The following is a 23720-nucleotide window of genomic DNA, read 5'->3' on the forward strand; positions in this document are numbered from 1 at the left end:
TCCCCCGCTCCCATTTTTAAAATTGAATGTTAACCGTATTCTCTTTCCTAAAGCTTATACCCACCACATCTGGGAAGGTGTTTCTTCAATCAGAACAGATTTCAGGTTGGTAACAGCTCTTGTTAGTCCTTCTCGAATCGACATAATTGGATCCTCATGTTCAATGCTGACAACGTAGTCATATCCATAAGTTCGTAAAGCACTCATCATGTCCGACCATTCACTAACACTATGTCCGCATCCGACTGAACGAAATGTCCAAGCCCTAGTTTGGACTTCGCCATATGGTTGCATATCTGTTAAGCCATACATATTGGCATTATCCTGATCAATATACGTATCTTTTGCATGAAAATGGTGAATGGCATTTTCCTTTGCTAGAATTTTAATAGCTGCAACTGGGTTAATACCTTGCCACCATAAATGACTAGGATCCAAGTTTGCGCCAATCGCATCACATGTTTCCTCTCGCAATTTTAATAGTGTGTATGGGGTATGCACAAGAAATCCACCATGTAGCTCTAACCCAATTTTCACTCCATGTTCTTTTGCAATATTTCCTACTTCTTTCCAATACGGGATTAATTTTTCTTCCCATTGCCACTTTTTCACATCAGCATATTCATTCGGCCATGGTGTAACAGGCCAATTCGGATATTTCGCTCCGTCATGATCACCAGCTGTTCCAGAAAAACAGTTTACAACTGGAACCTTCATCAAAGATGCTAGTTTAATTGTTTTAATTAACGTTTCATGGGATTCCTGAGCAAATGCTTTATCTGGTGAAATAGGATTTCCATGACAACTGAATGCACTTATGATTAGCTCACGTTTCGCTACCTCTTCAAGATATGCTTTTCTTTTTTCTTCTGACTCCAATAATTCTTCTAAATTACAATGATTGTTTCCAGGATATCCACCTGTACCTATTTCAACAGCTTGAATACCAGCTTCTTTCACTGCATCAAGCATTTCTTCAAATGACTTCTCTGCAAATAAAACGGTAAATACACCTAATTTCATGAGAACTCTCCTTTCCATCCGTTCCAATTTACATGAATACGGTCTACCTATATTTTCGTAATAGTCTTCGTTTCTTGCGATTCTAATGCTGCAAGAATCATAGCTAACGATTTTTTCCCTTCTTCTCCACAAATAAGCGGCTCTTTATCTTCTACAATACTTTCAACAAAATGGTCAATTACACCAGTCTTATTCTGTCCACCTTCATTATTTGACTGAATTCTTCCTAACTCATAATTCACTTTTTCCCCATTTGTATATTGAATAATTAGCGAATAGTTCGGATCATCCTCTAAACGAATGACCGCTTTTTCTGCATAGATTACAGTGGAATTGTCTTCTTTTCCTCTATAAGCCCAGCTTGCTGTCAATGTTCCAATAACGCCACTTTCAGTTTTTAAAATACAAACAGCATTATCATCAACACTGGAGAATTCTTTTGCATTTGTTTCTACAAATGCTCCAACTTCCGTGAATTCTTCTCCTAATACATATCGTAATAGATCTGCTTTATGTACCCCTAAATCTCCCATAGCGCCAATAAATGCTTCTTCTTTTTTAAAGAACCAGCTTTCTTTTCCATCCACACTCCAACCTTCCGGACCACCGTGACCGAATGTAGTGCGGAAACTGTATATTTTCCCTACTTCTCCACTTTTAATTAACTCATGTGCCTTTTGATGGGATGCTACAAAACGTTGGTTATGTCCAATCATCAATTTTTTGCCGCTGTTTTTGGCAGCTTCTATCATTTGAGCTGCTTCTTCCTCTGACGTAGCCATCGGCTTCTCACAAAGAACATGTTTACCTGCATTCAAGGCATCGATGGAAATAGGTGCATGAAGATAATTAGGTGTACACACACTTACTGCATCTAGTTCCTCCATTTTTAATAGTTCTTTATAGTCTGTAAATGCTTGAACTTGATACTTTTCAGCAATTTCAGTTGCCCTTTCTTCGTTTATGTCACATAGTGCAACCAATTCTACCTGATTATTCCATAAATATTCTGGAATATGACGATGCTGTGCAATACTTCCACATCCGATTACGCCTACTTTTAATTTAGCCATTATTTTTTCCTCCTTATAATTCACTTAACTGAAATGGTTTCCAAAGGTTTTGCATTTCCATAAACAGGTTTTTCTCGCTTAACTGGTGTTGCCCATTTAACTGCGTTTATAATAACCTGTTGAATTTCTTGATGATGATAGGTTGGATATGTCTCGTGACCTGGTCTAAAATAAAATACCTTACCATTTCCTCTTGCATACGTGCAGCCGCTGCGGAAAACCTCTCCTCCTTCAAACCAACTAGTAAAAATTAGTTCATCTGGTGCTGGAATATCAAAATGTTCGCCGTACATTTCTTCCTTTTCTAATTCAATATATTCATTTATCCCTTCCACAATTGGATGATTAGGAGCTACAACCCATAAACGTTCACGATCGTCTGCCTCTCGCCACTTTAAGTCACAGCTAGTACCCATTAGAGATTTAAATATTTTCGAAAAATGGCCAGAGTGAAGAACGATTAGCCCCATTCCATCTAAGACACGTTGTTTCACTTTTTGTACGATTTCGTCCTGTACCTCGTGATGTGCTAAATGTCCCCACCATACCAATACCTCCGTATTATTCAGCACTTCCTCCGTTAGTCCATGTTCTGGTTCATCTAATGTTGCAGTATATGTTTCATAACCTGCCTTCTCCAAAAACGCAGCAATCGTACCATGAATGCCATTTGGATAAATTTCCGCTACTACGGGATTTTTCTTTTCATGACGATTTTCGTTCCAAACTGTAATCATTCTTTAGCCACTCCTTCTCTCTTTAAATATGGCTTCATTATATGAAATGTAAGCGCATAAAAAAATCCTTAATCCTGTCTTTTTTTTATGCAATTATGTCATTTGATTGCCAGCTTTCTGCTAAAATAGAGAGGAGAACATATACCACTGAGTCTCGTTGAACAGGAGGAGAATATAAAGTGGAAATGGAGACAAAGCATACCATTAATCAACCAGTTAATGAAAAAGTAATTTATCAGAATCCTCTATTGTCTTTAAAAGTATGGGAAATTAATGATGAAAGAGAGCATGTAATGACTCCGGTTGATTATTATCCTTGGCACTATCATAAAGAAGTAGAGTTACTTGCAATTATTGATGGAGATTTGACGGTACAAACGAAAGAAAATTATCTAACGATTTCTTCAGGGGATGTCCTTATCATGGGAGCGTCACAACCGCATAGAACAAGTAAAGTGAAGAAAGGTAAATTGCGCTATATTGTCTTACAAATCGATCTTCATAAACACTTTGATCAAAGTATTCTTCCCTATTTCTATTGCTTTTCCGAATTAACACATCCATTAGAAAGGATAAATTACATATTTGAAGATAATAAAGAAATAAAACAAGAAGTACATTACTTAATTAATGAGATACATAAAGAAAGCCAAACAAAAGAAAAAGGATACGAGATTGCTATCAATTATTCGATAAAAAGACTATTACTTTTGTTCGTGAGAAACGATACCAAAAATATGCTTCACTATTCAGAAGAACAAGACCTTACCAAACTAAAACCCGTTTTAGATTATATAGATAGCCATTTAGAAGACAGAATACTTGTTGAAGATGTCTGTAAGCTATTGAATTTCAGCTATCATTATTTTATCAAATACTTCAAAAAGGTAATGGGCATGTCTTTTGTCGATTATATAAACTTGAAGCGAATAAAAAAAGCAGAGTTATTACTTTTAACTACTGATAAAAGCATTCTAGAAATCAGTTATGAAGTTGGCATAACAAATATGGCGCAATTTTATAAGTTATTCAAGCGTGAAAATCAATGTTCACCAAAAGCCTTTAAAAATAGAATGTTAAAAGCTAACACCTTATAACGAATTTAAACAGCTGACTAACAGCTGTTTTTTATTTGTGACAATTTCGTTATTTTTTTCTGACTTTTCACAAATAAAAATGAGGGATTTTATAAAAACCCTTCATTTTTGTCAAAACTTGTCGAAATAATAATTAACTTTTATAAAGCAAATGCGAAAAGTGTTGCATAGTTCGGTTCTCTAATAAGTACTAGCAACTATGTAATTTATAAAAATGAATAGAAAGGAGATGGTGTTAATGAAAAAAATAAAATCATTAAACCGAAATTTAAATTTAAGCACAAAACTCTATATTGCTTTTGTCCTTATTCTAATTATTCCTACTTTGACTGTGGGTTACCTATCTTTTCAAAGCGCAAAACATGAACTTAGTGAGAAAATAATGGAGAGCACAAAAGAGAATGTAAAATTGTTGAATAGCAGTATTGACAACACGATCTCCCCAAAGCTTCATGATGCAGATTATTTGGCAGAAATCATTACAAATGAATTATATGATAAAAACGAGGACAGTCCAGAGGCACTTATGACAAAGCTTGAGCAATATAAAGGACTTCATCCAGAAACCGATGCCGTTTATTTAGGGACTCAGGATGGAAAAATGTATACCTCTCCTGCTTTAGATTTACCAGCTGATTATGATCCAAGAGAAAGAACATGGTTTAAACAAGCGATGGACTCCCAAGAAGATAAAGCAATTATAACAAGTCCTTATGTTGATGCTAGTTCAGGAGAAATGGTCATTACTATTACCAAGAAAACGAAAGATGGAGCTGGGGTAATAGGAATTGATCTTAATCTTTCTAAATTAGAAGAAACAACTAAAGAAGTAGAAATTGGAGAAAAAGGCTATATCCTTCTTTTAGATGCAGAACAAACATATGTTGTCAGCCCTGTAAACGAAACCGGTTCAAAGGTTGATGAAGATTTTCCTAATCTCTATGAAAAAAATTCTGGCGAACATCCCTACATTAATAAAGGAGAAAAGCGAACATTATCCTATTTAACAAATGAGCAAACAGGCTGGAAGATTGTTGGTTCTATGTTAGACACAGAAATAGATAATGCCGTAAAACCTATTTTACAACAAAGTCTTTTAGTAATGGCTCTTTCGATTATTATTGGTGGAGCAATTATTATTTTAATTATTCGTTCACTTGTTAAAAGACTAAGAGATATTCAGAATAAAGCGCAAAAAATTAGCAACGGAGATCTTACAGAAGTCATAGCTATAGAATCGAATGATGAAATTGGACAACTAGCCCAGTCCTTTACAACCATGCAAGCTAGCTTAAAAACACTATTAGGAACACTACAAAATCATTCCTTTGCAGTTGCCGCAACTGCTGAAGAATTAAATGCTAGTGCTGGTCAAACAAGTGAAGCTAGTGAACAAGTTGCAACTGCTATCCAACATGTTGCTGTTAGTGCTGAAAAACAGACAGAAGGCGTTGAAGCCAATATTCTCTCCTTAAATCAAATAGTAAGTGGAACAAATAACGTTTTACTAAATGCTAATGAGGTTTTAGAGCGTACACAAACAACTATTCAAAAAGCAGAAGATGGAAAATCGATTGTCCAAAAAACAGTAAATCAGATGAATGAAATTCATCATTCCGTATCAGATTCTAATACAGTAATTATTTCTTTAAATGATCGTACAAAGGAAATTGGCGCTATTCTAGATGTAATCACAGATATCTCCAATCAAACAAATTTACTTGCTCTAAACGCTGCAATCGAAGCAGCCAGAGCTGGTGAATCAGGCAAAGGATTTTCTGTTGTAGCAGATGAAGTAAGAAAATTAGCGGAACAATCCCAAAACTCCGCAAGTCAGATTACCGAAATCATCAAAGCAATACAACAAGATTCAATAGAGACAGTTCAAACCATGTCCACTGTAGAGAAAAATGTAATGAAAGGGCTGGAGATTTCAGACGAAGCCATCAACAAATTTATGGAAATATATGATAATATGAATCTAATATCACCACAGATGATTCAAGTATCTTCGACATTAAATGATATATTATCTTTTGCGCAAGAAACGGAAAAAACAGCAGAAGTAATATCAGATTTAGCTAAAAACAATGCTGCTTCTTCTGAAGAAGTTGCAGCTTCAACAGAAGAACAGCTTGCTGCAATGGAAGAAATATCTTCTTCTGCTAATACACTTGCTTCCATGACAGATGAGTTGATTCAATTAATAAAAAAATATAAACTTTAACTACAACCATTTTCAAAAACTAAGGAAACAAATAATATAAAACGAAAATAGTCTGAATACATCTACACCTCCATATATTTTCTTATATGGAGGTGTGCTATTTTACACATACAAGAAAGGAAGTGGAATGATTGAATCCTAAACAGGTACTATTAATCATCGGTGGTGACTTTAGACAGCTTGAAGTGATCCGCCTTTTAGCACCAGAATTAAGCAAAATTTATTTAATTGGTTTTGAAGATGCTTCCATTTCTTATGAGAATGTCATAAAAGTTAAGTGGCAAAGAGTCCCACTTCATGAAGTGGACAGTATCCTCCTTCCTATTCCAGGAATACAAGATAACAGAATTGCCGAATCGACATTTTCCAAGGAAAAGGTTCTTCTAACTAAAGAAATGATTAATAAAACAAAACCGAACTCCACTATGTATTCAGGCATTATAACGCCTTATTTAAAACAAATTGCAACAGAAACAAACCGAAATTTGGTTGCTCTCTTTGCAAGAAACGATGTAGCGATTCTTAATTCAATTCCAACTGCAGAAGGGGCGTTAATGCTTGCAATCCAGCATACGGATATTACGATACATAACGCTCATGTACTTGTTCTCGGTTTTGGAAGAGTTGGTAAGACTGTTGCCCGCCTATTTTCTGCCGTCGGTGCAAAAGTTACAGTTCTTGTTCGAAAAAAAGAAGATGAAGCAAGGGTGATTGAAATGGGATTGGCTCCAATTTTTGAAGCTGCATTAGAATCAAAAATCCCACTTCAACAGATTGTTATTAATACTGTTCCAACACTTCTTTTAACTTCTAACCTTCTAAAAAAATTACCAAGCCAGGCTTTAATCATTGACTTAGCTAGCAAACCTGGAGGAACAGATTTTGCCGCTGCTAAGGAACATCATATTCAAACCTTATGGGCCCTTGGTTTACCTGCAAAAGTTGCACCAAGGACAGCTGGCACCATTATTGGAAAGACGTTGATAGAATTACTACGAACAGAATAGTACTGGAAAAATCGGAGGTAGCCAGAGCTATCTCTTTTTTTTTGCATAAATCACCATATCATCCATTTACAATTTTATACAAAAGTGATATCATAATTATATCAAATTGAAATTATAGGAGTGATTCATTTGAAAGAAAAAAACGCATTTCATTTTAATGGATTTATCGGTGTTCTCCTTATTGCTATTTCCCTTTTTCTTGGTGTCTATTTACTTGTACAAGAACTTCCAGGTGTAGGCATTCCGTTTATATTAATAGCTGCACTTCTTAGTAGTGGGATCACCATTATTCAACCAAATCAGGCTGTAGTTGTAACCTTTTTCGGTAAGTATTTAGGTTCGATTCGCAGTAGTGGATTATTTTTAACAATTCCACTAACTTTAAGAAAAACCATTTCCTTACGTGTACGCAATTTTAACAGTAAGCGATTAAAAGTAAATGACGTCGATGGGAATCCAATCGAGATAGCAGCCGTTATTGTATTCAAAGTAATTGATTCAGCTAAGGCGATTTTCGATGTGGACAATTATGAGGAATTTGTAGAAATCCAAAGTGAAACAGCTATCCGCCATGTTGCCACGAAATATCCATATGATACCTTTGAAAATGTGGAATTGACATTAAGAGGAAATGCAGAAGAAGTTTCCAACGAGCTTACAACAGAATTACAAGCTCGACTTGATCTTGCTGGAGTCGAGGTAATCGAAGCAAGATTAACTCATTTAGCCTATTCTACTGAAATTGCTCAAGCAATGTTGCAGCGCCAACAAGCCTCTGCTATTATTTCTGCTCGTCAAAAAATTGTGGAAGGCGCTGTGGGTATGGCGCAAATGGCCATTAACCAATTAGAACAAGATAAAATCATTGAATTAGATGATGAAAGAAAGGTACAATTAGTAAATAATTTACTAGTAGCGATTGTTTCAGAAAATCCTACAACTCCTGTAATTAATACAGGTACTTTATATTAATGAGTGGTATAAATGACGAAGAAAAAAAGCTTTCCTTTACGCATTGATCCAGAGCTATACGAAGTGCTGCAAAAATGGGCTGCAGATGATTTCCGCAGTATTAATAGTCACATTGAGTATTTACTTCGTGAAGCTGCCAAAAAAGCCAAGCGATATCCAAAGCAAAAAGAAGAATGACTTAGCAGATGATTCGTTTCATCTAAAAAGGAGACTAGAGCTTTTATAAAAAGCACTGGCCTCCTTCTTTTTTTGCATTTCGCTATTTAGCTTAGCTTAATAATTCCATTAAATCCTCTTCTGTTATGGAAGATATCATTTTTTCATCTGAATCAATGATTTCATCTACTAAGCTTTTTTTCTTTTCCTGTAGTTCATACATCTTCTCTTCGATCGTTCCTTTTGAGAACAGTTTGATAACATCTACAATATTCTCCTGTCCCATACGGTGAGCACGATCGGCAGCCTGCTCTTCAACCGCTGGATTCCACCATGTATCATATAGAATAACCGTATCTGCAGTCATTAAATTCAGTCCTGTTCCTCCTGCTTTTAAGCTGATCAAAAAATAGTCCCGTTCTCCTAAATTATATCGATGACATAATTCAACTCTTTCATCTGAAGGTGTATTCCCGTCCAAATAAAAAAATGATAATCCCTTTTTCGCTAATTCCTGTCCTATAATGTCCAACATACTTGTAAATTGAGAGAAAATCAGTACTCTTCGATTGGAACGTTGTGCTTCTTCCATTAATTCCATTAAATGCGCTAGCTTAGCAGAGCCACCATCATAATTTTCTACAAATAAAGCAGGATGACAGCATATTTGACGTAGTCTTGTTAACCCAGCAAGAATTCTAATCTTATTTTTTCGTAATGTATCTTTATTTAAGTGCTTTAGTGCATCATGTCTTAGTTTTGCCAAATAGGCTGCGTATAATCTCTTTTGCTCTGGTAACAATTCCACCATTTCGCTCCACTGCCTTTTCTCAGGTAGTTCTGCTAAGACATCCTCTTTTAACCGGCGCAGCATAAAAGGTCTTATTTTTTTCGCAATCTGCTTATTTGTAAGATTTGCGTATTCCTTTAACCCCTTCAATAATTCAGGGAAAACAATATGGAAAATAGACCATAGCTCTTCAATGGAATTCTCAAGCGGCGTACCCGTTAAAGCAAAACGATTTATCGCTTTTAACCTTTTCACTGACTTAGCTGTTTGAGAAAGTGGGTTTTTGAAATACTGTGCTTCATCAAAGAAAACAGTGTGAAAAGCTTGCTGTTCATACCATTGTATATCTTGTCTAATTAATGGATAGGACGTAATCAAAACATCGATATTTTCTAAATCCTTTTGTAGCAGCGCTCGCTCCTTTTTATTCCCATCGAGGACAATACATTGAATAGTTGGAGCGAACTTCATGATTTCTCTCTGCCAGTTATATAGAAGGGAAGAAGGACAAACGACTAGCACTTTTTGTTTTTCTCTGCGAATCACTGGTAATTCAGATACGATAAAGGCAATACTTTGAAGCGTTTTGCCTAACCCCATATCGTCTGCTAAAATTCCGCCAAAATGAAATTGCGATAAAGTTTTCATCCACTTAAATCCATCTTTTTGGTAGGACTTCAGCACATCCTCTAAATCAGCGGGAACCTTAATCGTTAATGTTTCTGGATGTAGGAGAGAATTAATCAGTTCAAAATATGATTCGTCTAGTTTAAATATCTTTCTGTCTTCCTCTATAAACGATAGGCTTTCTAAAAGAGTGAGTTCAAATCCACTGACAAAATCCTTATCTTTTATTTGTGGGGAGTGAAGATAGCTTTGAATTTCCTCCATCTCCCTCGTTTGTAAGGCAAAAAGGGACCCATCCTGTAATCGATAATATTTACGCTTTTCTTCTAAAGCAGCTAACAGTCCCTTGATTTCACGTTCTGGAAAGCCTTCCATCTCAAATTTAAACTCTAGCCAGTTTATCCGGTCCTTCTTTAGCTTCACCGAAAAACGAGGCCATGTTTTCTCCTTGAAAATTCGAGTTCTAATCGCGGTTGTTGCATAAACTTTCACAAGCTTTTGCAGCTTTGGTAATACATAATATAGAAAATCAAACTCCAATTCTTCGTTAAAAAGCATATACCCACTATCCGTTTTCGCAAATGAACTTCCATCCATTAATTCTAAAATTACTTCTTCTTTTTTCCAATCTCTAATAAGCACTGCTTCTATGTCTTTGTCTCGTTCATGAACTGGATTGATAACGATATTTTCATAGCGGAATTCTAGGCTTGCCAACAATCGATTATTCACTCTATCTAAGTATAGCTCTGCTTGTAGAGGCGCTTTGCCAATTTTTTTTGAAAGCTCTCTCTCCAATTGAACTTCTCCCAACTTTTTCAAGCCTGGGGCAACCTTTTCCAAAAAGAAGTCTAATTGATTGTTTGCAATAGGAATATCATTCTTGCCAACTTTCTCCGTCATTTTCTTCATTTCTACAAGCCTGTTAAAATCCTCCGATTCCATTTGGATAACCTTTCCGTCTATCATTACTGCATAATATTGATGCAAGAATAAAACAGAATCTATTCCATGAACATTCAATTGATAGCTTCCTGTTTCCTCCTGATATAATTGAAAGGTAAGTGGAAGAGGTTCATGAGAAACTTGCAAGGGTATTCTCGTCTCGCTATATTCTTCTAAATAGATTAATTCCTTCCAGTGTGAACGGAGGGTAATCCAAGAGGACGGTGGTATTAATAGAGTATCTTTACCGCCTAGATTGCTTAATTCGTTGTGATGATTCAAAAAAATCGTTTCATCGCTTACCACTTTCCATAATTCCTGAAGGATTGCTTCCCTTTCTTCTTTTACACAGTGAAGCATTGGGTCAAATTTCTGCGATGGGGCATATTCATATGCTTTGCCTTCTTTCATTCGTTCTAAAAATTGGCGAATGTCTTTAATTTTATTAGATAAAAGGTGAATTTCGATGCCAAACATATTTGCTTCTGATCCAACTTGCATAACCTTTACCCAGAATTCAACCGGTACTACTTCCCTTTTTTCAAAGTGCCGTTGTTTCTTTGGTGAAGGAGAACGCGTCTGATTAAATAAGGCAAAAAAATCATTAGATACATTTGGATTCGTATCTTCCATTAAAGAAGGCTCCTTGCCACTCATCTGAAATTTCTTTATCTCCATCAAGACAGCTGCAATATGCTGACACTCCTTTTGGAAGGAAGCAAGCTTTGGACAAGAACAAGTCGCTTTTATTTCACCAGCCTCTAGAGCAACCATTACAGCAAAATCTTCAGATGCTTGAACGAATGCTTCACAGTAATCTTCTTTATATTCTTTAAACAACACCTTATGATTCTTCGAAAATGCCTCGCCCCTTTTCAAAGATACAGGACCACACATCTCCATGACCATTTTTCGTGTAATAACGATATTCAACAATCTAATCTCCTTCATTTAATATTACAAACTACGCACAAATACCTCCTTACACTTTACTACTTTTTTCGTAACATTTCTATTATGAGAGTATTGTAAAATTAGGTAGAAGTTGTTGTTGTTTGTTAGATGCTTTATTGATGGTGAATTGAAAATTTGGATTATATCCTTGTTTGGTTGATCATATATAGGGTTTGGATCATATATTTGATTTTTGGATCATTTCCTTGTTGGTTTTGATCATATATTTAATTTTTGGATCATTTATCCGATTTTTGGATCATATAATCTTTTTTTCATCCATCCCGCCACTCCGTTCTTCTTCCACTACTAAAAAAAGTGGACAATCTTCCCTTTTCAAGAAGTTTGTCCACTTTTAAAAATATTTCTTTCCTCTTAAATACTATTGGCAACAAGTAATTGCACAGCAGATTGGAGTTTTTCCGTCAATTCATCTGGAGCCGTTAAATAGAGAATCCCATTCCCTTCTAGGCTTGGTTTATTTCCTAATGGGATGGTTCTTTTAATCAATTGTGCATAAATTTCTGGTTCTGTTAAATTTCTTTCAAAAGCTTCATTGCTGATTATTTTAATTAATGCTAACGCACCGCTTACATGTGGTGCAGCCATCGATGTTCCTGTTAGGCTTGCATATTTCCCATCTAAAAAGGTAGAAAGAATCTCTTCCCCAGGGGCTACTAAATCGACTTCTCTATTTGAATTGGAAAAACGAGAAGAATTTCTCTCTAAATCGACAGCACCAACACTTATTACTTCATTATAGGCAGCGGGATACCCCAATTCTTCGGTTGAAGCGAGACCATCCCCTTCATTACCTGCTGCACATACGACGAGAATTTGCGCTTCGACTGCTTTTTTCACTGCCGCGTGTAATTCCTCTACATCTTCCGGTCCTCCAAGGCTCATGGAAATTATGTCGGCCCCCTGCTCAATGGCATAATAGATTCCATTTATAATCCAATCATATTGCCCGGAACCTTGTCCATTTAAAACTTTTACAATTAAAAGAGAAACTTCTGGCGCTACTCCTGTTAATCCACTGTCACTTCCAGACGCTCCAATTGTTCCAGCAACATGTGTCCCATGCCCATTATAATCCATATAAATTTCTGAATTTCCATTGTCATCATCCGTAAAGTTTTTACCACCTATAATACGTTCTTGTAAATCTGGATGATTAATATCACACCCAGTATCCAAGATAGCAATGGTAATCCCTTTTCCTTTTGTTTTATTCCATAAATCAGGTGCCTGAATTAGTTCAATTCCTTTTGGTATTTCTGTTGATAGGTCAACTACCTCTTTCACTTGATAAGGAATTACTCTACATTCTTTTTTCATATAACAGCCTCCTAATAATAGAATGAATAACACAAAGATAATTTTAACAATTCTGAATTATATTAATAAGAGGCTTAAGACTCATTTCAGAACATTTGTTCCTTTTCCTTATTTTAATAGACCATATTAATAGAAAAAAATAGCCTTACCAATAAAGACTATTTTTTCTTCGTCCTATTCTCTTTATTTAAAAATAAAGGCTGTTTTCTAAAAGATTGTTGCTTTCTCAATAGAAAAAATCAATTAATGAGGAAATCTGAGCAGCCTGAATACACGTAGACTCCTGTGGGATTAGCGAGACAGCCTGAGACCCTGCAGGGGGAAGCAGACCGCGGCACAGCGCGAGCCCCACGGAAAGCGGAGTGTATTCAGGCTGCGGGTCATAGCAACAAACTTTACGAAAATAGCCAAAATAAAAGAAACATTTATTTTACTCCATATTTTTTCCTAATCAACAAATAAAAAGAAACAAAAATGACAATCGACCAGATTAAGGAATACAATGGACTTGTATCGATAATTCTAAAAAGACTTGGGATATCTCCTGCAACAGAATCATCGTATGTAAATAATAAGAAGATCATCATATTATTCGCCGCATGTGCACCAATAGATAACTCTAAACTGCCTGTTTTTACAGCTATAAAGGTTAGAGCAAATCCTACAAACAAATAATCTAATCCCACTAATAGTGCAGAATGATTCATTTCAGGATTTGCAAAATGCAAGGATCCAAAAATCAGTCCCACAATAAGTGCTAATAGAACGGGATTCTTCAATTTTTTTCCAACCCATTGTAGCAATAATCCCCTAAATAAAAGCTCTTCTACCGTCGTTTGAATCGGAACAAACAGAATTACGACAAGGAATAAATAGACATACTCAGAAAATGAAACATTATTCCATGTATAATCAGCTGCATTTATTAAGAAATCCAAACCTGATGTAACTAGGAATAGTCCAGTAAATACGGCAAATCCCCAGCCTATCTTTTTCCAATTCACTCTTTTTTCGCCAGTAATCAATGTCCGGAATTTTCTTTTGTGAATAAAACGTACTCCAATCCATAGACCAACTAAAGAAATGATATAAATAATATGTGTCAATAATAAGCTGATAGTGCCATTTCCGCCAACTACCATTCCTGTATCTAGATCCAAATATGTAGCATCGTTCCCATCTAACTCCACGCGCAGTAACTCAATAATAAAATAAATAATGGAACCTGCTATCATAAAGCCAACAGCCAATAAAATGGAAAATAAATAGCGCGGCCATTTATTTTTTCCTTCTGTTACGTTCAAATAATGTTTCAATCTCTCTACTCCTTTGTATCATTTTTTCAAATCAGATTCTCTTTTCCAAAGCGAAATTTGCACGTATTTCGCCAATTTTTTCTTTTCTTGCATTGAGCACTGGAGCATGCACATATCTTTCTAAATCAGCAAAAATTTTCTCCTCTTTATAGCCTAGCTGACTTAGTACCTCCATTGCTGCAACATTTACTGCTCGTGCTCCCCCATCTTCCACCTTAATCGCAATTCCGATTCCTTCTTCGACAAGCCCCATACACTGAACGGCCTCAGCACCTGCTTTTGAAACAATCTGTCCTTGATATGCAGTCATTAAGTCCGTATCAAATCTCCTTGTACCACCAACCATTTCAGGAAATTCCATCATGCTATCTCTTATCCGTTTCACTATATTTCTGCGCTCTTCGGATTTAATAGCATCTGGGCTTGCTAGTCTTGCATAACCAAGTGCTGTATGATATAGAGGTAATTGATGGACTGGTACGCCACAACCATCTACACTAAGCTTTATATTTTCTTTCGGAAAATCACATATGTCTTCAATCGCCTCTAAAATTCGTTGTTGATGTGGATGCTCTATTTCCCGATAAGTGGAGATATCTTCTTTCATGTGAATAGCAGTTGCCAGCATACCAGTATGCTTACCAGAACAATTACTGAAAACAGGTGTCACATCTCCCCCATTTCGCAACAACTCTTTATAGCTTGTTAAGTTCCATGGTGTATGGGTTCCACATTGCAGATGATCTTCCTTAATGCCTAGTCTTTCTAACAGCTGAAGAATGGTTTCTCTATGGAAGGATTCTCCTGCGTGAGAAGCGCAAGCAATTGCTATTTCAGCATTATTATAAGAATAGGTATCTGCAGCTCCTGTTTCTAAAAGCGGAATCGCTTGAAATGGCTTCATCGACGACCTAGGAAATGTCATCCTATTTGGATTTCCATAGGAATATAGTAATCTACCTTCTTTATTTACTACAGCAACATGAATAGTATGTGTACTTTCCACATATTGTCCACGATAGACAAGCATCGGCTCATTCAAATCAATCTACTCCTTTTTCTTTTTAAGCATGGAAATTTTCCTTCAATGCTTCATATTGAAATCCTTGTTTTTGATAGTTTTGCATTTTATACATTTCTTTTGGCGTATCCTCTCCATCTGCTAATAAAATGATGGTCTTATTTGGAAATAAATCCATCACCATTTTTTGCATTCGAGCGGCAATCCCTTTTCGTTGATATGCTTCAATTACAAAAATTCCGTCAATTTCGACCGTTTTATCTGCTATAATTACTTCTAAAGCACCAGCTGCTTTTCCTTTATAATAAGCTATTACTTGCAAAAATTGAGGATTTTTAAAATTTTTCCGATAGATTTCTGTTTTGCCTTTAGCAAAATCTATTCCATATTCTAAATCCTGATTATATTCCAATTGTAAATAATCCTCAAAATTATCCTCCGTTACTTCCTTAATCAGAATCTCCTCTATATGCGACAATGCAGGAAATTCACTGGGATCAATTGCATAAAGCTCCGTCAATCCCACATCATAGTGAAGGTTACGAACAATATGGTCTAGTAGCTCTTTCGTAAATTTTTGATTTTCTGGAAAAATAAATTTAAGATGCTTCTGCCCAGTTCTTTGATGAAACTCTTTCAGGTATTCTTCTACCAGCTCAAATTCCATTATTGTAGGCATTGCTTTAAATTGGATGTAATTACTGTCATACTGAAGGAGCATTTCTGCATTATGAATATGTATCCAATTAGTAGTTTCCTTTATTTGATTTCCTTCCTTATGGATGTTGCTATAGGTCACTTTCTCCATGATGTTATTCCTACCCTCTCCCAAACTACTTTTTTACCGTAATATACTAATAATAAACGATTCATTTATAGAAATCAGTAGATTATAGAAAAAAATGACAATATTTCATTTCACCCAAACGCAAATAGGACTGCTCATAAAGGAACAGTCCTAACAAAATAATCATTCTCTCTACAATTATATGGCTTCTGCATTTTCCCTCCTTTCTCTCCATAAAAATACTTCGTTGCCTCTTTCATTATAGTGCACTTTTTGAAAGATTTTCATCATCATTAAAATACCTCTTCCTCGTTCCTCAAGCACAATATCACTCAAAAGCTTTTCTGTACCATATTTTTCGATATCATGAAATTTCTTTGCCACATTAAATCCTTTTCCATGATCTTTAATCCGCATATCGACAGTATGCTTTGTATATTGTAGTTCTAAAATAACAGGAAACTCCCCATGTTCAATAGCATTATTTACAGCTTCACCGATTCCCACACTAAGCATAAAATCCTCAGACAACCAATCTCTTAAATCCTTATTTAATTTATCTTTCCATTCTTTCTCTGTATGATCCTGTATTACTATCGTTTGATAGCTAATATGTTCACTCATATGTTGCCCCCCATTTTTAGAAAAGCACAAGCTCCTTATAATCGACAAATATCGTTAATACATATTTACAAGAAACGAAGATTTGATGTTTGTCGGCACATTGATGCTGGAACTGAACATTCATTAGAAATATGACTCTTTTGTGTCCATAAAAAAAGACTAACAAAACAAACAAGGATAGTTTGGTTAGCCGGTTGCGCTAGTAGCTCATAATCAACAAAGCGCCCAAATAAGTTGATTAATCAAAGCTTTCTACCTTTATATCTTTCTCCATAATATGAAGTTAATCAATTATATAGTATTATATACCCAGATAGAATCGTCATAAACCTATATTGTTAGAAAAATTATAGCAAACTACTCTTACTTATCAAAAAATGGAAAAAGCCAACTTTTTAAATGGATATAAAAGACCCGGAACTATGAAGGACCCTTGAGAAAAGATTACATTTAAACGAAATATACTAACTAGTTTATATTGCATTTACTTACTATAAAGGATAAATACAAAAAATCAGTGGGAATTTTAACTCCCACTGATAACAAAGTTACTTATACTCTTCATACCCACTTAATTATCACCAAAATAAAACATCCTTTTGCCGCAATACGTTAAGAGCCTCAACAAAAAAATAGTCTCCATAAATTAAAGGAACATCCACATTCTTTTGCTCTGGAAAATGACTTGTTCCGTTATTTAGTAAACCTTCCTCTTCTTTGTCTTCTTTTGTAGCACAAGTAGTGTAGAGAGTTTTTAATAAATTTGCTCCTGCCTCCTGATATATTGGCTTTTCAAAATCAGTTACAAGTTTCCCAAGCATGAGTAACCCACAAGCTGCAATCGAACCTGCCGATGAATCAGGGTAGGAATATCGTTTTTCTCCGTCTTCAGGAATACGAAAATCCCAAGCTGGACATTCATTTGGACGAAGATTAGAAAGAAAGAAATGGGAAACTGATTTTGCCGCATATAAAAATTCTATATTATTAGTATGCAAATAGGAAAGAGTCAAACCATATAATGCCCAAGCAGTTCCTCTTGACCAAGCACTATCTGGTGCATAGCCTTGACCACCAAGCTTATCTACTACTTCGCCTGTTTCTGGATCAAAGACAACAATATGATGCACAGAACCATCTGGCTGAATAAAATGCTTTTTAACAGTTTCTGCATGCTTTTCGGCAGCTATTTTGAAACGCGGGTCCCCAGTTTCTTCTGAAGCCCAATATAACAATGGAAGATTCATCATGCAATCAATTATTGCAACGCCTCGGTTATCCTCCTTCTTTGACCAAGCATTCCATGCACGAATATAATTGCCCTGTGCATTAAATCTACCTAATAAAAAATTGGCTGCTAATAAACCTCTTCTTCTTGATTCCTTATTACCAGTAAGTTTATAATTTGCTAGACTCGTCAGCGTCCACATAAACCCCATATCATGATCTAATTTTTCTGAATCAGACAATAAATAATCCAAGTTCGCTTCACACTGTTCTGCCGTTTTTCTAAGTGCGTCATCCTTATTTTCTTGATATACCTGCCATAAAAGTCCTGGCCAGAAACCAGCAGTCCACCATTCAGGATCTTCCAATACATATTTCTTGTCTACACTTGCATGTGGAAAATTCGCACCAATCGTTTCATTATTTCGAGTTGTTTTCTCTATTACAAACTCCCAAGCTTCTTCAAGCCATTTTTCGTTATCACTCATTATAATTGCACAACTCCTTTTATTCGAATCAGCCAACTCCAAAAAAAGAAAAGGTTTTCATTTTTTAAAAAAAATGTTAATAAGCCCTCTCTTTCTCTATGGTTACTATACTCTCATTATAGGAATTTCATTACCTATCAACAATGTACAATCTTTACTACTTCTCGAAATAATTTTACTCTTATTGCTATTCCTTTTATAAATCATTATTTATTTTGTGTAGTTTTTTTCCATACTACTACATTTTTTTCCTTTGAATAATCCATTGTAAATTACTCCAGATTTCCCTCAAATTTCAGCTCTCATAATCCGTTCCCCTTCATGGATAATTTTCTGCTTAGTCTAAATGAAAAACTTCTTCTAATTTATGGGTTACAGGACTATAATCTTCATTTGTTTCCATTATTGGCGCCATGTATTTCCACCATTTTCTGCATATTGCTGTTTGGGAGATAAGTTCATATGTATCTTCATCCGCTACTTCTAAATAAGCAAATAACACTTGCGATTCACGATGAAGGTAAATAGAATAATTGGTGGCACCATGCTGTTTCAACGCTTCCTCCATTTCTGGCCAAAGTTCATCATGCCTATTTTTGTATTCGTTTTCATATCCGGGTTTAATAAACATAATAGATGCTATTCTTTTCATTGAATCTCCTCCTTGTTTTTAACAAAAAAAAACTATCTTAATTAATACGCAAACTACTGCTTCATTGAATAAAATGGGCTGAGAGGGTGAAGAAGACTACTTTTTAACCAATGTTTTCTAATTGCCCAATTATTAGTTTCTGTTTAATAGTTGAATTCTCCTTCAAGAAAAGCAATAATCGTACAATTCCATACTTATTCATAGATTTATCTACCTATATAATTCCTTTAATGGAGAGGCATCCTTTTACCCCTTTATGCCGAATAATGCAATTCCTTCCCATACTTGTTTTTGCTATATCGGAAGTCTTAACTTCTGCGCTTACACTCTTTGCCTTTCACCTCTCTCCTCTTATTTTCTTTTTATTATAGTAAAAATTGCACTTACATTAACGTTATTTTGCTATATACAGAGACAATATTTACTTCTTTTTATTTCATAAGGTTTGGGTTCATGATTTTTAAGGCAGTAGCCATTAGGTTGAATTAGTGGTTTTTGCCATTATTAAGATCTTTCTATCCACAAAAATAGGAAAAAACCATCATGATGATTTTTTCCTATTTTTGTATTTATGCCTATTCTTTTATTCTGTTACTCGAAATTTCAATTTCGTTTCAGCATGATATGTTTCTTCAGGTTTTAAAACAACGGATGGAAATTCAGGATGGTTAATTGCGTCGGGAAATCCTTGTGTTTCTAAACATACCCCTAAGTATTTTCTTCCCGTTACGCCATTAAAATCATATTTATCTTCTAATTGGTTACCTGAATAAAGAATGAGTGCAGGCTGATTCGTTACTAAAGACATTTCTCTTCCACTCTCTTTATCTCTTAAAATAGCAGAATGGGATCCTTCTTCAGAGAAAATAAGGGGATGGTCATATCCATTACCTACTAAAGTATTTTGGTCAAAATCATTATCAATTCCTGCTTTCAACAGCTTTCCTTCCGAAAAATCAAATGGTGTATTTTCTGTATGTACCATTTTTCCTGTTGGAATAAATCCTTCATCTAGTTCTAAGAAACGATCAACATCAGCAATTAGTTCATGATTAGTTATATCTCTTTTATTATTCCCACTTAAATTAAAATAGGAATGATTGGTCACTGTTACAGGTGTTTCTTTGTCTGTTTTTCCGTGGTATGTTAGGACTATTTCATTCTCATTAGTCAGTAAATAATCTACAGTAAAGTCAAAATTACCTGGATAACCTTCTTCTCCATCTGGACTATGATATGTATAGCGAATTCCAATTGCCCCTTCCTCTTCTACAATACAAGAATCAAAGACTACTTCACTCCAACCAACATTTCCCCCATGTAAGTGATTAGGAGGAGTATTTGTATTTAATCGATACTCTTTTCCATTAAGTTCGAATTGACCACGATTAATTCTTCCTGCAACGCGCCCAACAATCGCCCCTAAATAAGGACCTGGATACTGTCTATACTCCTCTAATGTTTCAAAGCCAAGCACAACATTTTCCTTGTTTCCTTCCTTATCTGGAACTATAATTTTCGTGATAATGCAGCCATAATTCATACTAGAGAAACTCATTCCATTGTTATTCGTAAAAGTATATTCTGTTATCTTTGCTCCGTTTACTTCTCCCATTGATCTTTGACTATAATTCATATTAATCACTCCTTCTAATAATCATTCTTTCTCTCTTATTTTCCCACTTCTAATTTGAAATCGCCTTCATTTCCATGTTTTTAAATGAACATATATTGAAACGCTTTCAATAGTTTGTTTACCCTATTAACTAATCCCCAACTATATCTTACTTTATTTTATCAGAATTGATAATATTTTTTTTATTTTTTCTAGAGAAAATAAAAAAAGCTGTCAATATCTCACTTATCGATGATGTTGACAGCTTCCGTAATGTTTTCGATCAAATGCTTACAACAAAAGCTTCATATGGCTTTAAATGCACATTTCCAAAATCCACACTTTCACGATGATAATTACTAATAATCACCTCATCACACTCGTTAAATTCTGGTAAATGCAGCATTTTTTCTTGGTCACTAAAGTTGGCCACTACTACCCAAGTTTTTCCTTCAAACTTTCGTGTATAAGCAAAAATCTCTTCTTCCGTATCTTCGATTAGCTCAAAATCTCCCCATACTACGATTGGATTATCTTTTCTCAATTGAATTAAAGATTGATAACAATAGAAGACGGAATTAGCATTTTCTAAATTATTCTTAACATTAATATCCAAATAATTCGGATTAACATGCAGCCACGGTGTCCCGGTAGTAAACCCTCCATTCTCCGTATCATCCCATTGAATAGGTGTTCTTGCATTGTCTCTACCTTTTACATTAATCGAATGAAGGATTTCCTCTTTCGTATACCCTTGCTCTATTCGCTCATAGTACATATTAATACTCTCTATATCATTCACTTCACTAATATCCGAAATTGGGCAATTAGTCATCCCAATCTCTTCCCCTTGATAAATATATGGAGTTCCTTTCATTAAATGTAAAAGGATGGCAAACATCTTTGCACTTTCCACCCGATACTCTTTATCATTTCCCCAACGAGATACGATTCTTGGTAAATCATGATTATTCCAAAACAAACTATTCCAACCTTCATTCCCAAGAGAAGTTTGCCATTTTGCTAGTATGGATTTTAATTGCTTTATTTCTAATGGCTTTAAATCCCATTTTTGTTTCCCCTCTTGCTCGTCTAATCCAATATGTTCAAATTGAAAGACCATGGAAAGCTCATTTCTTGCTGGATTCGAATATAATTTAGCGATTTCAGGAGTTGCTCCCCAAGTTTCTCCTACTGTTAAAACATCATAATTACCAAACGATTTTTCATTCATTTCTTGAAGATAATCATGTAGCTTTGGTCCATTTCCAGTAATACCAAGATCTGGTTGTTTTCCTACTAAATCAATCACATCCATGCGGAAGCCACCGATTCCCTTTTCTAGCCAATAGTTCATCATATTCCAAACTTCTTCCCGCACTTTTTCATTTTCCCAATTTAAATCTGGCTGTCTTTTACTGAATAAATGCAAGAAATATTGTCCGCTATCTTCATCAAATTCCCAAGCAGAACCGCTAAAAGTAGATTTTAGTTCATTTGGTGCTTCGCCATTAACCGGGTCACGCCATATATAGTAATCTCGATATGGATTGTCTTTTCCTTTTTTTGCTTCAATAAACCATTTATGCTCATCTGAAGTGTGATTTACGACTAAATCCATAACAATTTTAATTCCTTTTTCATTCGCAGTTGCAATTAATTCATCCATATCTGCCATCGTACCAAATTCATCCATAATATCTTCATAATCACTAATATCATAGCCATTATCATCATTAGGCGATTTGTATACAGGGCTTAGCCAAATAACATCGATTCCTAGTTTTTGCAAATAATCAAGACGATTGATGATTCCTCTTAAATCTCCAATTCCATCTCCATTACTGTCTTGAAAGCTTCTTGGATATATTTGATATACGACTGACGTTTGCCACCATTTCTTTTCCATTATGTTACCTACTTTCTGTGAAAATATATTCTTTACATAAACGTTTATGTAAAGTTTAAAAAATTTTACTCCATCCTATTTATTACAGACGCCCTTTCTACTAATCGAAATGGCATCCTTTCTGTTTTCACTTCTACTTTTTGCTGAATAGCCTCAATCACTTTCAAGCAGCCCTTTTCTCCCATTAACTGAAATGGTTGCTCTATTGTAGTTAAGGGAGGAACAGCCATTTCTGCAACTCTCGTATTATCGTAGCCTATGACAGAAAGTTGCTCTGGTATTTTTATCCCTAAGTCAAAGGCTGCTGAAATAACACCAAGTGCTACTTCATCACTTACACAAAATACAGCTGTTATTCCAGCCTTTTCAGCATGGAAAGCATAGAGGGCTTCTTTTCCGGCAGAAAAACTATAATCTCCTGCTTTTATGTAGTTAGCCGAAATACTTAATCCGTGATCCATTAATGCCTTTTTATATCCTTCTATCCTCGGAATCCCAGCTACTCGATCAGCGTAATCCACACCTGCCAAGCCAATTTTTCGATGTCCATGGTCAATTAGATACTTTGTAGCAGCATAGGAAGCTTCAAAATCATCTACTTTAATAAAAGGTATTTGTTTATTTTGTGTATCTGTAGACAATAGCACATAAGGGATACTCAATGATTCAATAGCTTGAATTTGCTCCTCGGTTAGTGGGATAGATACAAGAACAAGCCCATCCACTTTTCTTTCTTCTAGCATTTTTAAGCAATCAATTAATCGATTACCTTTCTCCCCAGCATGGGAAAGAATGACACTAAAGCCATGACATTGCGCTACCTTCTCCATCCCATTTACAATATCAGCATAAAAGATGGTTGACACGTTTGGCATGATAATACCAATTAAATTACTAGATTTTTTCACTAAGCTTCTCGCCATTTCATTTCTCCGATAGCCTAGCTCTTCTGCCATTTGCAGGATTTTCTTCTTTGTCTCTTCATTGTAACCACCTGCTCCATTTAAAACTCTTGAAACAGTTGCTGTGGACACATTGGCGACTTTTGCTATGTCTTTAATTGTTATCGTCATTTATTTCACCCTTCACGTAAACGTTTACGTAACTTTACTTTAACACAAAAATGTAACGC

At 35.3% G+C, this 23720-nt stretch carries 19 protein-coding genes and 1 riboswitch; of the genes, 5 read left to right on the forward strand and 14 right to left on the reverse strand.

Going from position 1 to position 23720, the window contains the following annotated elements; all coding sequences use genetic code 11:
- Positions 1-54 precede the first annotated feature (54 nt).
- The 3 genes from NST60_RS02960 to NST60_RS02970 are packed head-to-tail and all read right to left on the reverse strand — an operon-like array spanning position 55 to position 2833.
- Entirely contained in the window at positions 55-1023 is a 969-nt protein-coding gene (locus NST60_RS02960; protein ID WP_016200857.1) for a sugar phosphate isomerase/epimerase family protein, read from the reverse strand.
- Positions 1024-1070: 47 nt separating this feature from the next.
- Complete coding sequence (locus NST60_RS02965) at positions 1071-2096, reverse strand: Gfo/Idh/MocA family protein (protein WP_341098121.1); 1026 nt, start codon at positions 2094-2096, stop codon at positions 1071-1073.
- Positions 2097-2116: 20 nt separating this feature from the next.
- Positions 2117-2833, reverse strand: coding sequence for a ThuA domain-containing protein (locus tag NST60_RS02970; RefSeq protein ID WP_016200855.1), 717 nt, complete (start codon positions 2831-2833; stop codon positions 2117-2119).
- Positions 2834-3018: 185 nt separating this feature from the next.
- Between NST60_RS02970 and NST60_RS02975 the strand changes: the two genes are divergently transcribed.
- From NST60_RS02975 to NST60_RS02995, 5 genes are all read left to right on the forward strand, one after another.
- Positions 3019-3930, forward strand: coding sequence for a helix-turn-helix domain-containing protein (locus NST60_RS02975; protein ID WP_101730581.1), 912 nt, complete (start codon positions 3019-3021; stop codon positions 3928-3930).
- Between the two features lie 238 nt (positions 3931-4168).
- Positions 4169-6157 carry a methyl-accepting chemotaxis protein gene (locus NST60_RS02980; protein WP_341098122.1) on the forward strand — a complete coding sequence of 663 codons (1989 nt, stop codon included), beginning with the start codon at positions 4169-4171 and terminating at the stop codon, positions 6155-6157.
- A gap of 131 nt (positions 6158-6288) precedes the next feature.
- Positions 6289-7164: a dipicolinate synthase subunit DpsA gene (gene dpsA / locus NST60_RS02985; protein WP_016200852.1), complete on the forward strand. Its 876-nt coding sequence runs from the start codon at positions 6289-6291 to the stop codon at positions 7162-7164.
- 129 nt (positions 7165-7293) lie between these two features.
- On the forward strand, positions 7294-8136 hold the full coding sequence (locus NST60_RS02990) for an SPFH domain-containing protein (protein WP_169188295.1): 843 nt from the start codon (positions 7294-7296) through the stop codon (positions 8134-8136).
- A gap of 12 nt (positions 8137-8148) precedes the next feature.
- Positions 8149-8313 (forward strand): toxin-antitoxin system HicB family antitoxin, encoded by a 165-nt coding sequence (locus NST60_RS02995; protein ID WP_341098123.1) that lies wholly within the window; start codon positions 8149-8151, stop codon positions 8311-8313.
- Between the two features lie 91 nt (positions 8314-8404).
- On the opposite strand, the gene NST60_RS03000 is transcribed toward NST60_RS02995, so the two are convergent.
- The 11 genes from NST60_RS03000 to NST60_RS03050 all read right to left on the reverse strand — a co-directional run bounded on the left by NST60_RS03000 (position 8405) and on the right by NST60_RS03050 (position 23661).
- Complete coding sequence (locus NST60_RS03000) at positions 8405-11587, reverse strand: DEAD/DEAH box helicase (protein ID WP_341098124.1); 3183 nt, start codon at positions 11585-11587, stop codon at positions 8405-8407.
- A gap of 396 nt (positions 11588-11983) precedes the next feature.
- Entirely contained in the window at positions 11984-12949 is a 966-nt protein-coding gene (locus NST60_RS03005; protein WP_016200848.1) for a S8 family peptidase, read from the reverse strand.
- 425 nt (positions 12950-13374) lie between these two features.
- Complete coding sequence (locus NST60_RS03010) at positions 13375-14265, reverse strand: CPBP family intramembrane glutamic endopeptidase (protein WP_016200847.1); 891 nt, start codon at positions 14263-14265, stop codon at positions 13375-13377.
- A gap of 31 nt (positions 14266-14296) precedes the next feature.
- A complete protein-coding gene (locus tag NST60_RS03015; protein WP_016200846.1) occupies positions 14297-15307 on the reverse strand; it encodes an asparaginase in 1011 nt (336 codons plus the stop codon).
- A 22-nt stretch (positions 15308-15329) separates the two neighbouring features.
- On the reverse strand, positions 15330-16094 hold the full coding sequence (locus NST60_RS03020; protein WP_101730131.1) for a GNAT family N-acetyltransferase: 765 nt from the start codon (positions 16092-16094) through the stop codon (positions 15330-15332).
- A gap of 177 nt (positions 16095-16271) precedes the next feature.
- On the reverse strand, positions 16272-16697 hold the full coding sequence (locus tag NST60_RS03025; RefSeq protein WP_016200845.1) for an ATP-binding protein: 426 nt from the start codon (positions 16695-16697) through the stop codon (positions 16272-16274).
- Between the two features lie 179 nt (positions 16698-16876).
- Positions 16877-16959, reverse strand: a riboswitch (cyclic di-GMP riboswitch).
- Positions 16960-17275: 316 nt separating this feature from the next.
- The gene (locus NST60_RS03030) at positions 17276-18412 is read right to left on the reverse strand and encodes a glycoside hydrolase family 88 protein (RefSeq protein WP_016200844.1); all 1137 of its coding nucleotides are present in this window, start codon (positions 18410-18412) and stop codon (positions 17276-17278) included.
- Between the two features lie 337 nt (positions 18413-18749).
- On the reverse strand, positions 18750-19064 hold the full coding sequence (gene rhaM / locus NST60_RS03035) for an L-rhamnose mutarotase (RefSeq protein ID WP_224428355.1): 315 nt from the start codon (positions 19062-19064) through the stop codon (positions 18750-18752).
- Between the two features lie 583 nt (positions 19065-19647).
- Entirely contained in the window at positions 19648-20700 is a 1053-nt protein-coding gene (locus tag NST60_RS03040; protein WP_224428354.1) for an aldose epimerase family protein, read from the reverse strand.
- A 262-nt stretch (positions 20701-20962) separates the two neighbouring features.
- Positions 20963-22588: a glycoside hydrolase family 13 protein gene (locus tag NST60_RS03045; RefSeq protein ID WP_101730136.1), complete on the reverse strand. Its 1626-nt coding sequence runs from the start codon at positions 22586-22588 to the stop codon at positions 20963-20965.
- Between the two features lie 65 nt (positions 22589-22653).
- A complete protein-coding gene (locus NST60_RS03050) occupies positions 22654-23661 on the reverse strand; it encodes a LacI family DNA-binding transcriptional regulator (RefSeq protein WP_224428353.1) in 1008 nt (335 codons plus the stop codon).
- Positions 23662-23720 lie beyond the last annotated feature (59 nt).

The sequence above is a fragment of the Niallia sp. FSL W8-1348 genome, from assembly GCF_038006745.1.
Taxonomy (GTDB): domain Bacteria; phylum Bacillota; class Bacilli; order Bacillales; family Cytobacillaceae; genus Niallia; species Niallia alba.

Bases quoted from the DNA above. Each gene is read 5' to 3' on its own strand.
- NST60_RS02960 (WP_016200857.1), bottom strand. From the start codon at position 1,023: ATGAAATTAGGTGTATTTACCGTTTTATTTGCAGAGAAGTCATTTGAA.
- NST60_RS02965 (WP_341098121.1), bottom strand. From the start codon at position 2,096: ATGGCTAAATTAAAAGTAGGCGTAATCGGATGTGGAAGTATTGCACAG.
- NST60_RS02970 (WP_016200855.1), bottom strand. From the start codon at position 2,833: ATGATTACAGTTTGGAACGAAAATCGTCATGAAAAGAAAAATCCCGTA.
- NST60_RS02975 (WP_101730581.1), top strand. From the start codon at position 3,019: ATGGAGACAAAGCATACCATTAATCAACCAGTTAATGAAAAAGTAATT.
- NST60_RS02980 (WP_341098122.1), top strand. From the start codon at position 4,169: ATGAAAAAAATAAAATCATTAAACCGAAATTTAAATTTAAGCACAAAA.
- NST60_RS02995 (WP_341098123.1), top strand. From the start codon at position 8,149: ATGACGAAGAAAAAAAGCTTTCCTTTACGCATTGATCCAGAGCTATAC.
- NST60_RS03005 (WP_016200848.1), bottom strand. From the start codon at position 12,949: ATGAAAAAAGAATGTAGAGTAATTCCTTATCAAGTGAAAGAGGTAGTT.
- NST60_RS03020 (WP_101730131.1), bottom strand. From the start codon at position 16,094: ATGGAGAAAGTGACCTATAGCAACATCCATAAGGAAGGAAATCAAATA.
- NST60_RS03025 (WP_016200845.1), bottom strand. From the start codon at position 16,697: ATGAGTGAACATATTAGCTATCAAACGATAGTAATACAGGATCATACA.
- NST60_RS03030 (WP_016200844.1), bottom strand. From the start codon at position 18,412: ATGAGTGATAACGAAAAATGGCTTGAAGAAGCTTGGGAGTTTGTAATA.
- rhaM (WP_224428355.1), bottom strand. From the start codon at position 19,064: ATGAAAAGAATAGCATCTATTATGTTTATTAAACCCGGATATGAAAAC.
- NST60_RS03040 (WP_224428354.1), bottom strand. From the start codon at position 20,700: ATGAATTATAGTCAAAGATCAATGGGAGAAGTAAACGGAGCAAAGATA.
- NST60_RS03045 (WP_101730136.1), bottom strand. From the start codon at position 22,588: ATGGAAAAGAAATGGTGGCAAACGTCAGTCGTATATCAAATATATCCA.
- NST60_RS03050 (WP_224428353.1), bottom strand. From the start codon at position 23,661: ATGACGATAACAATTAAAGACATAGCAAAAGTCGCCAATGTGTCCACA.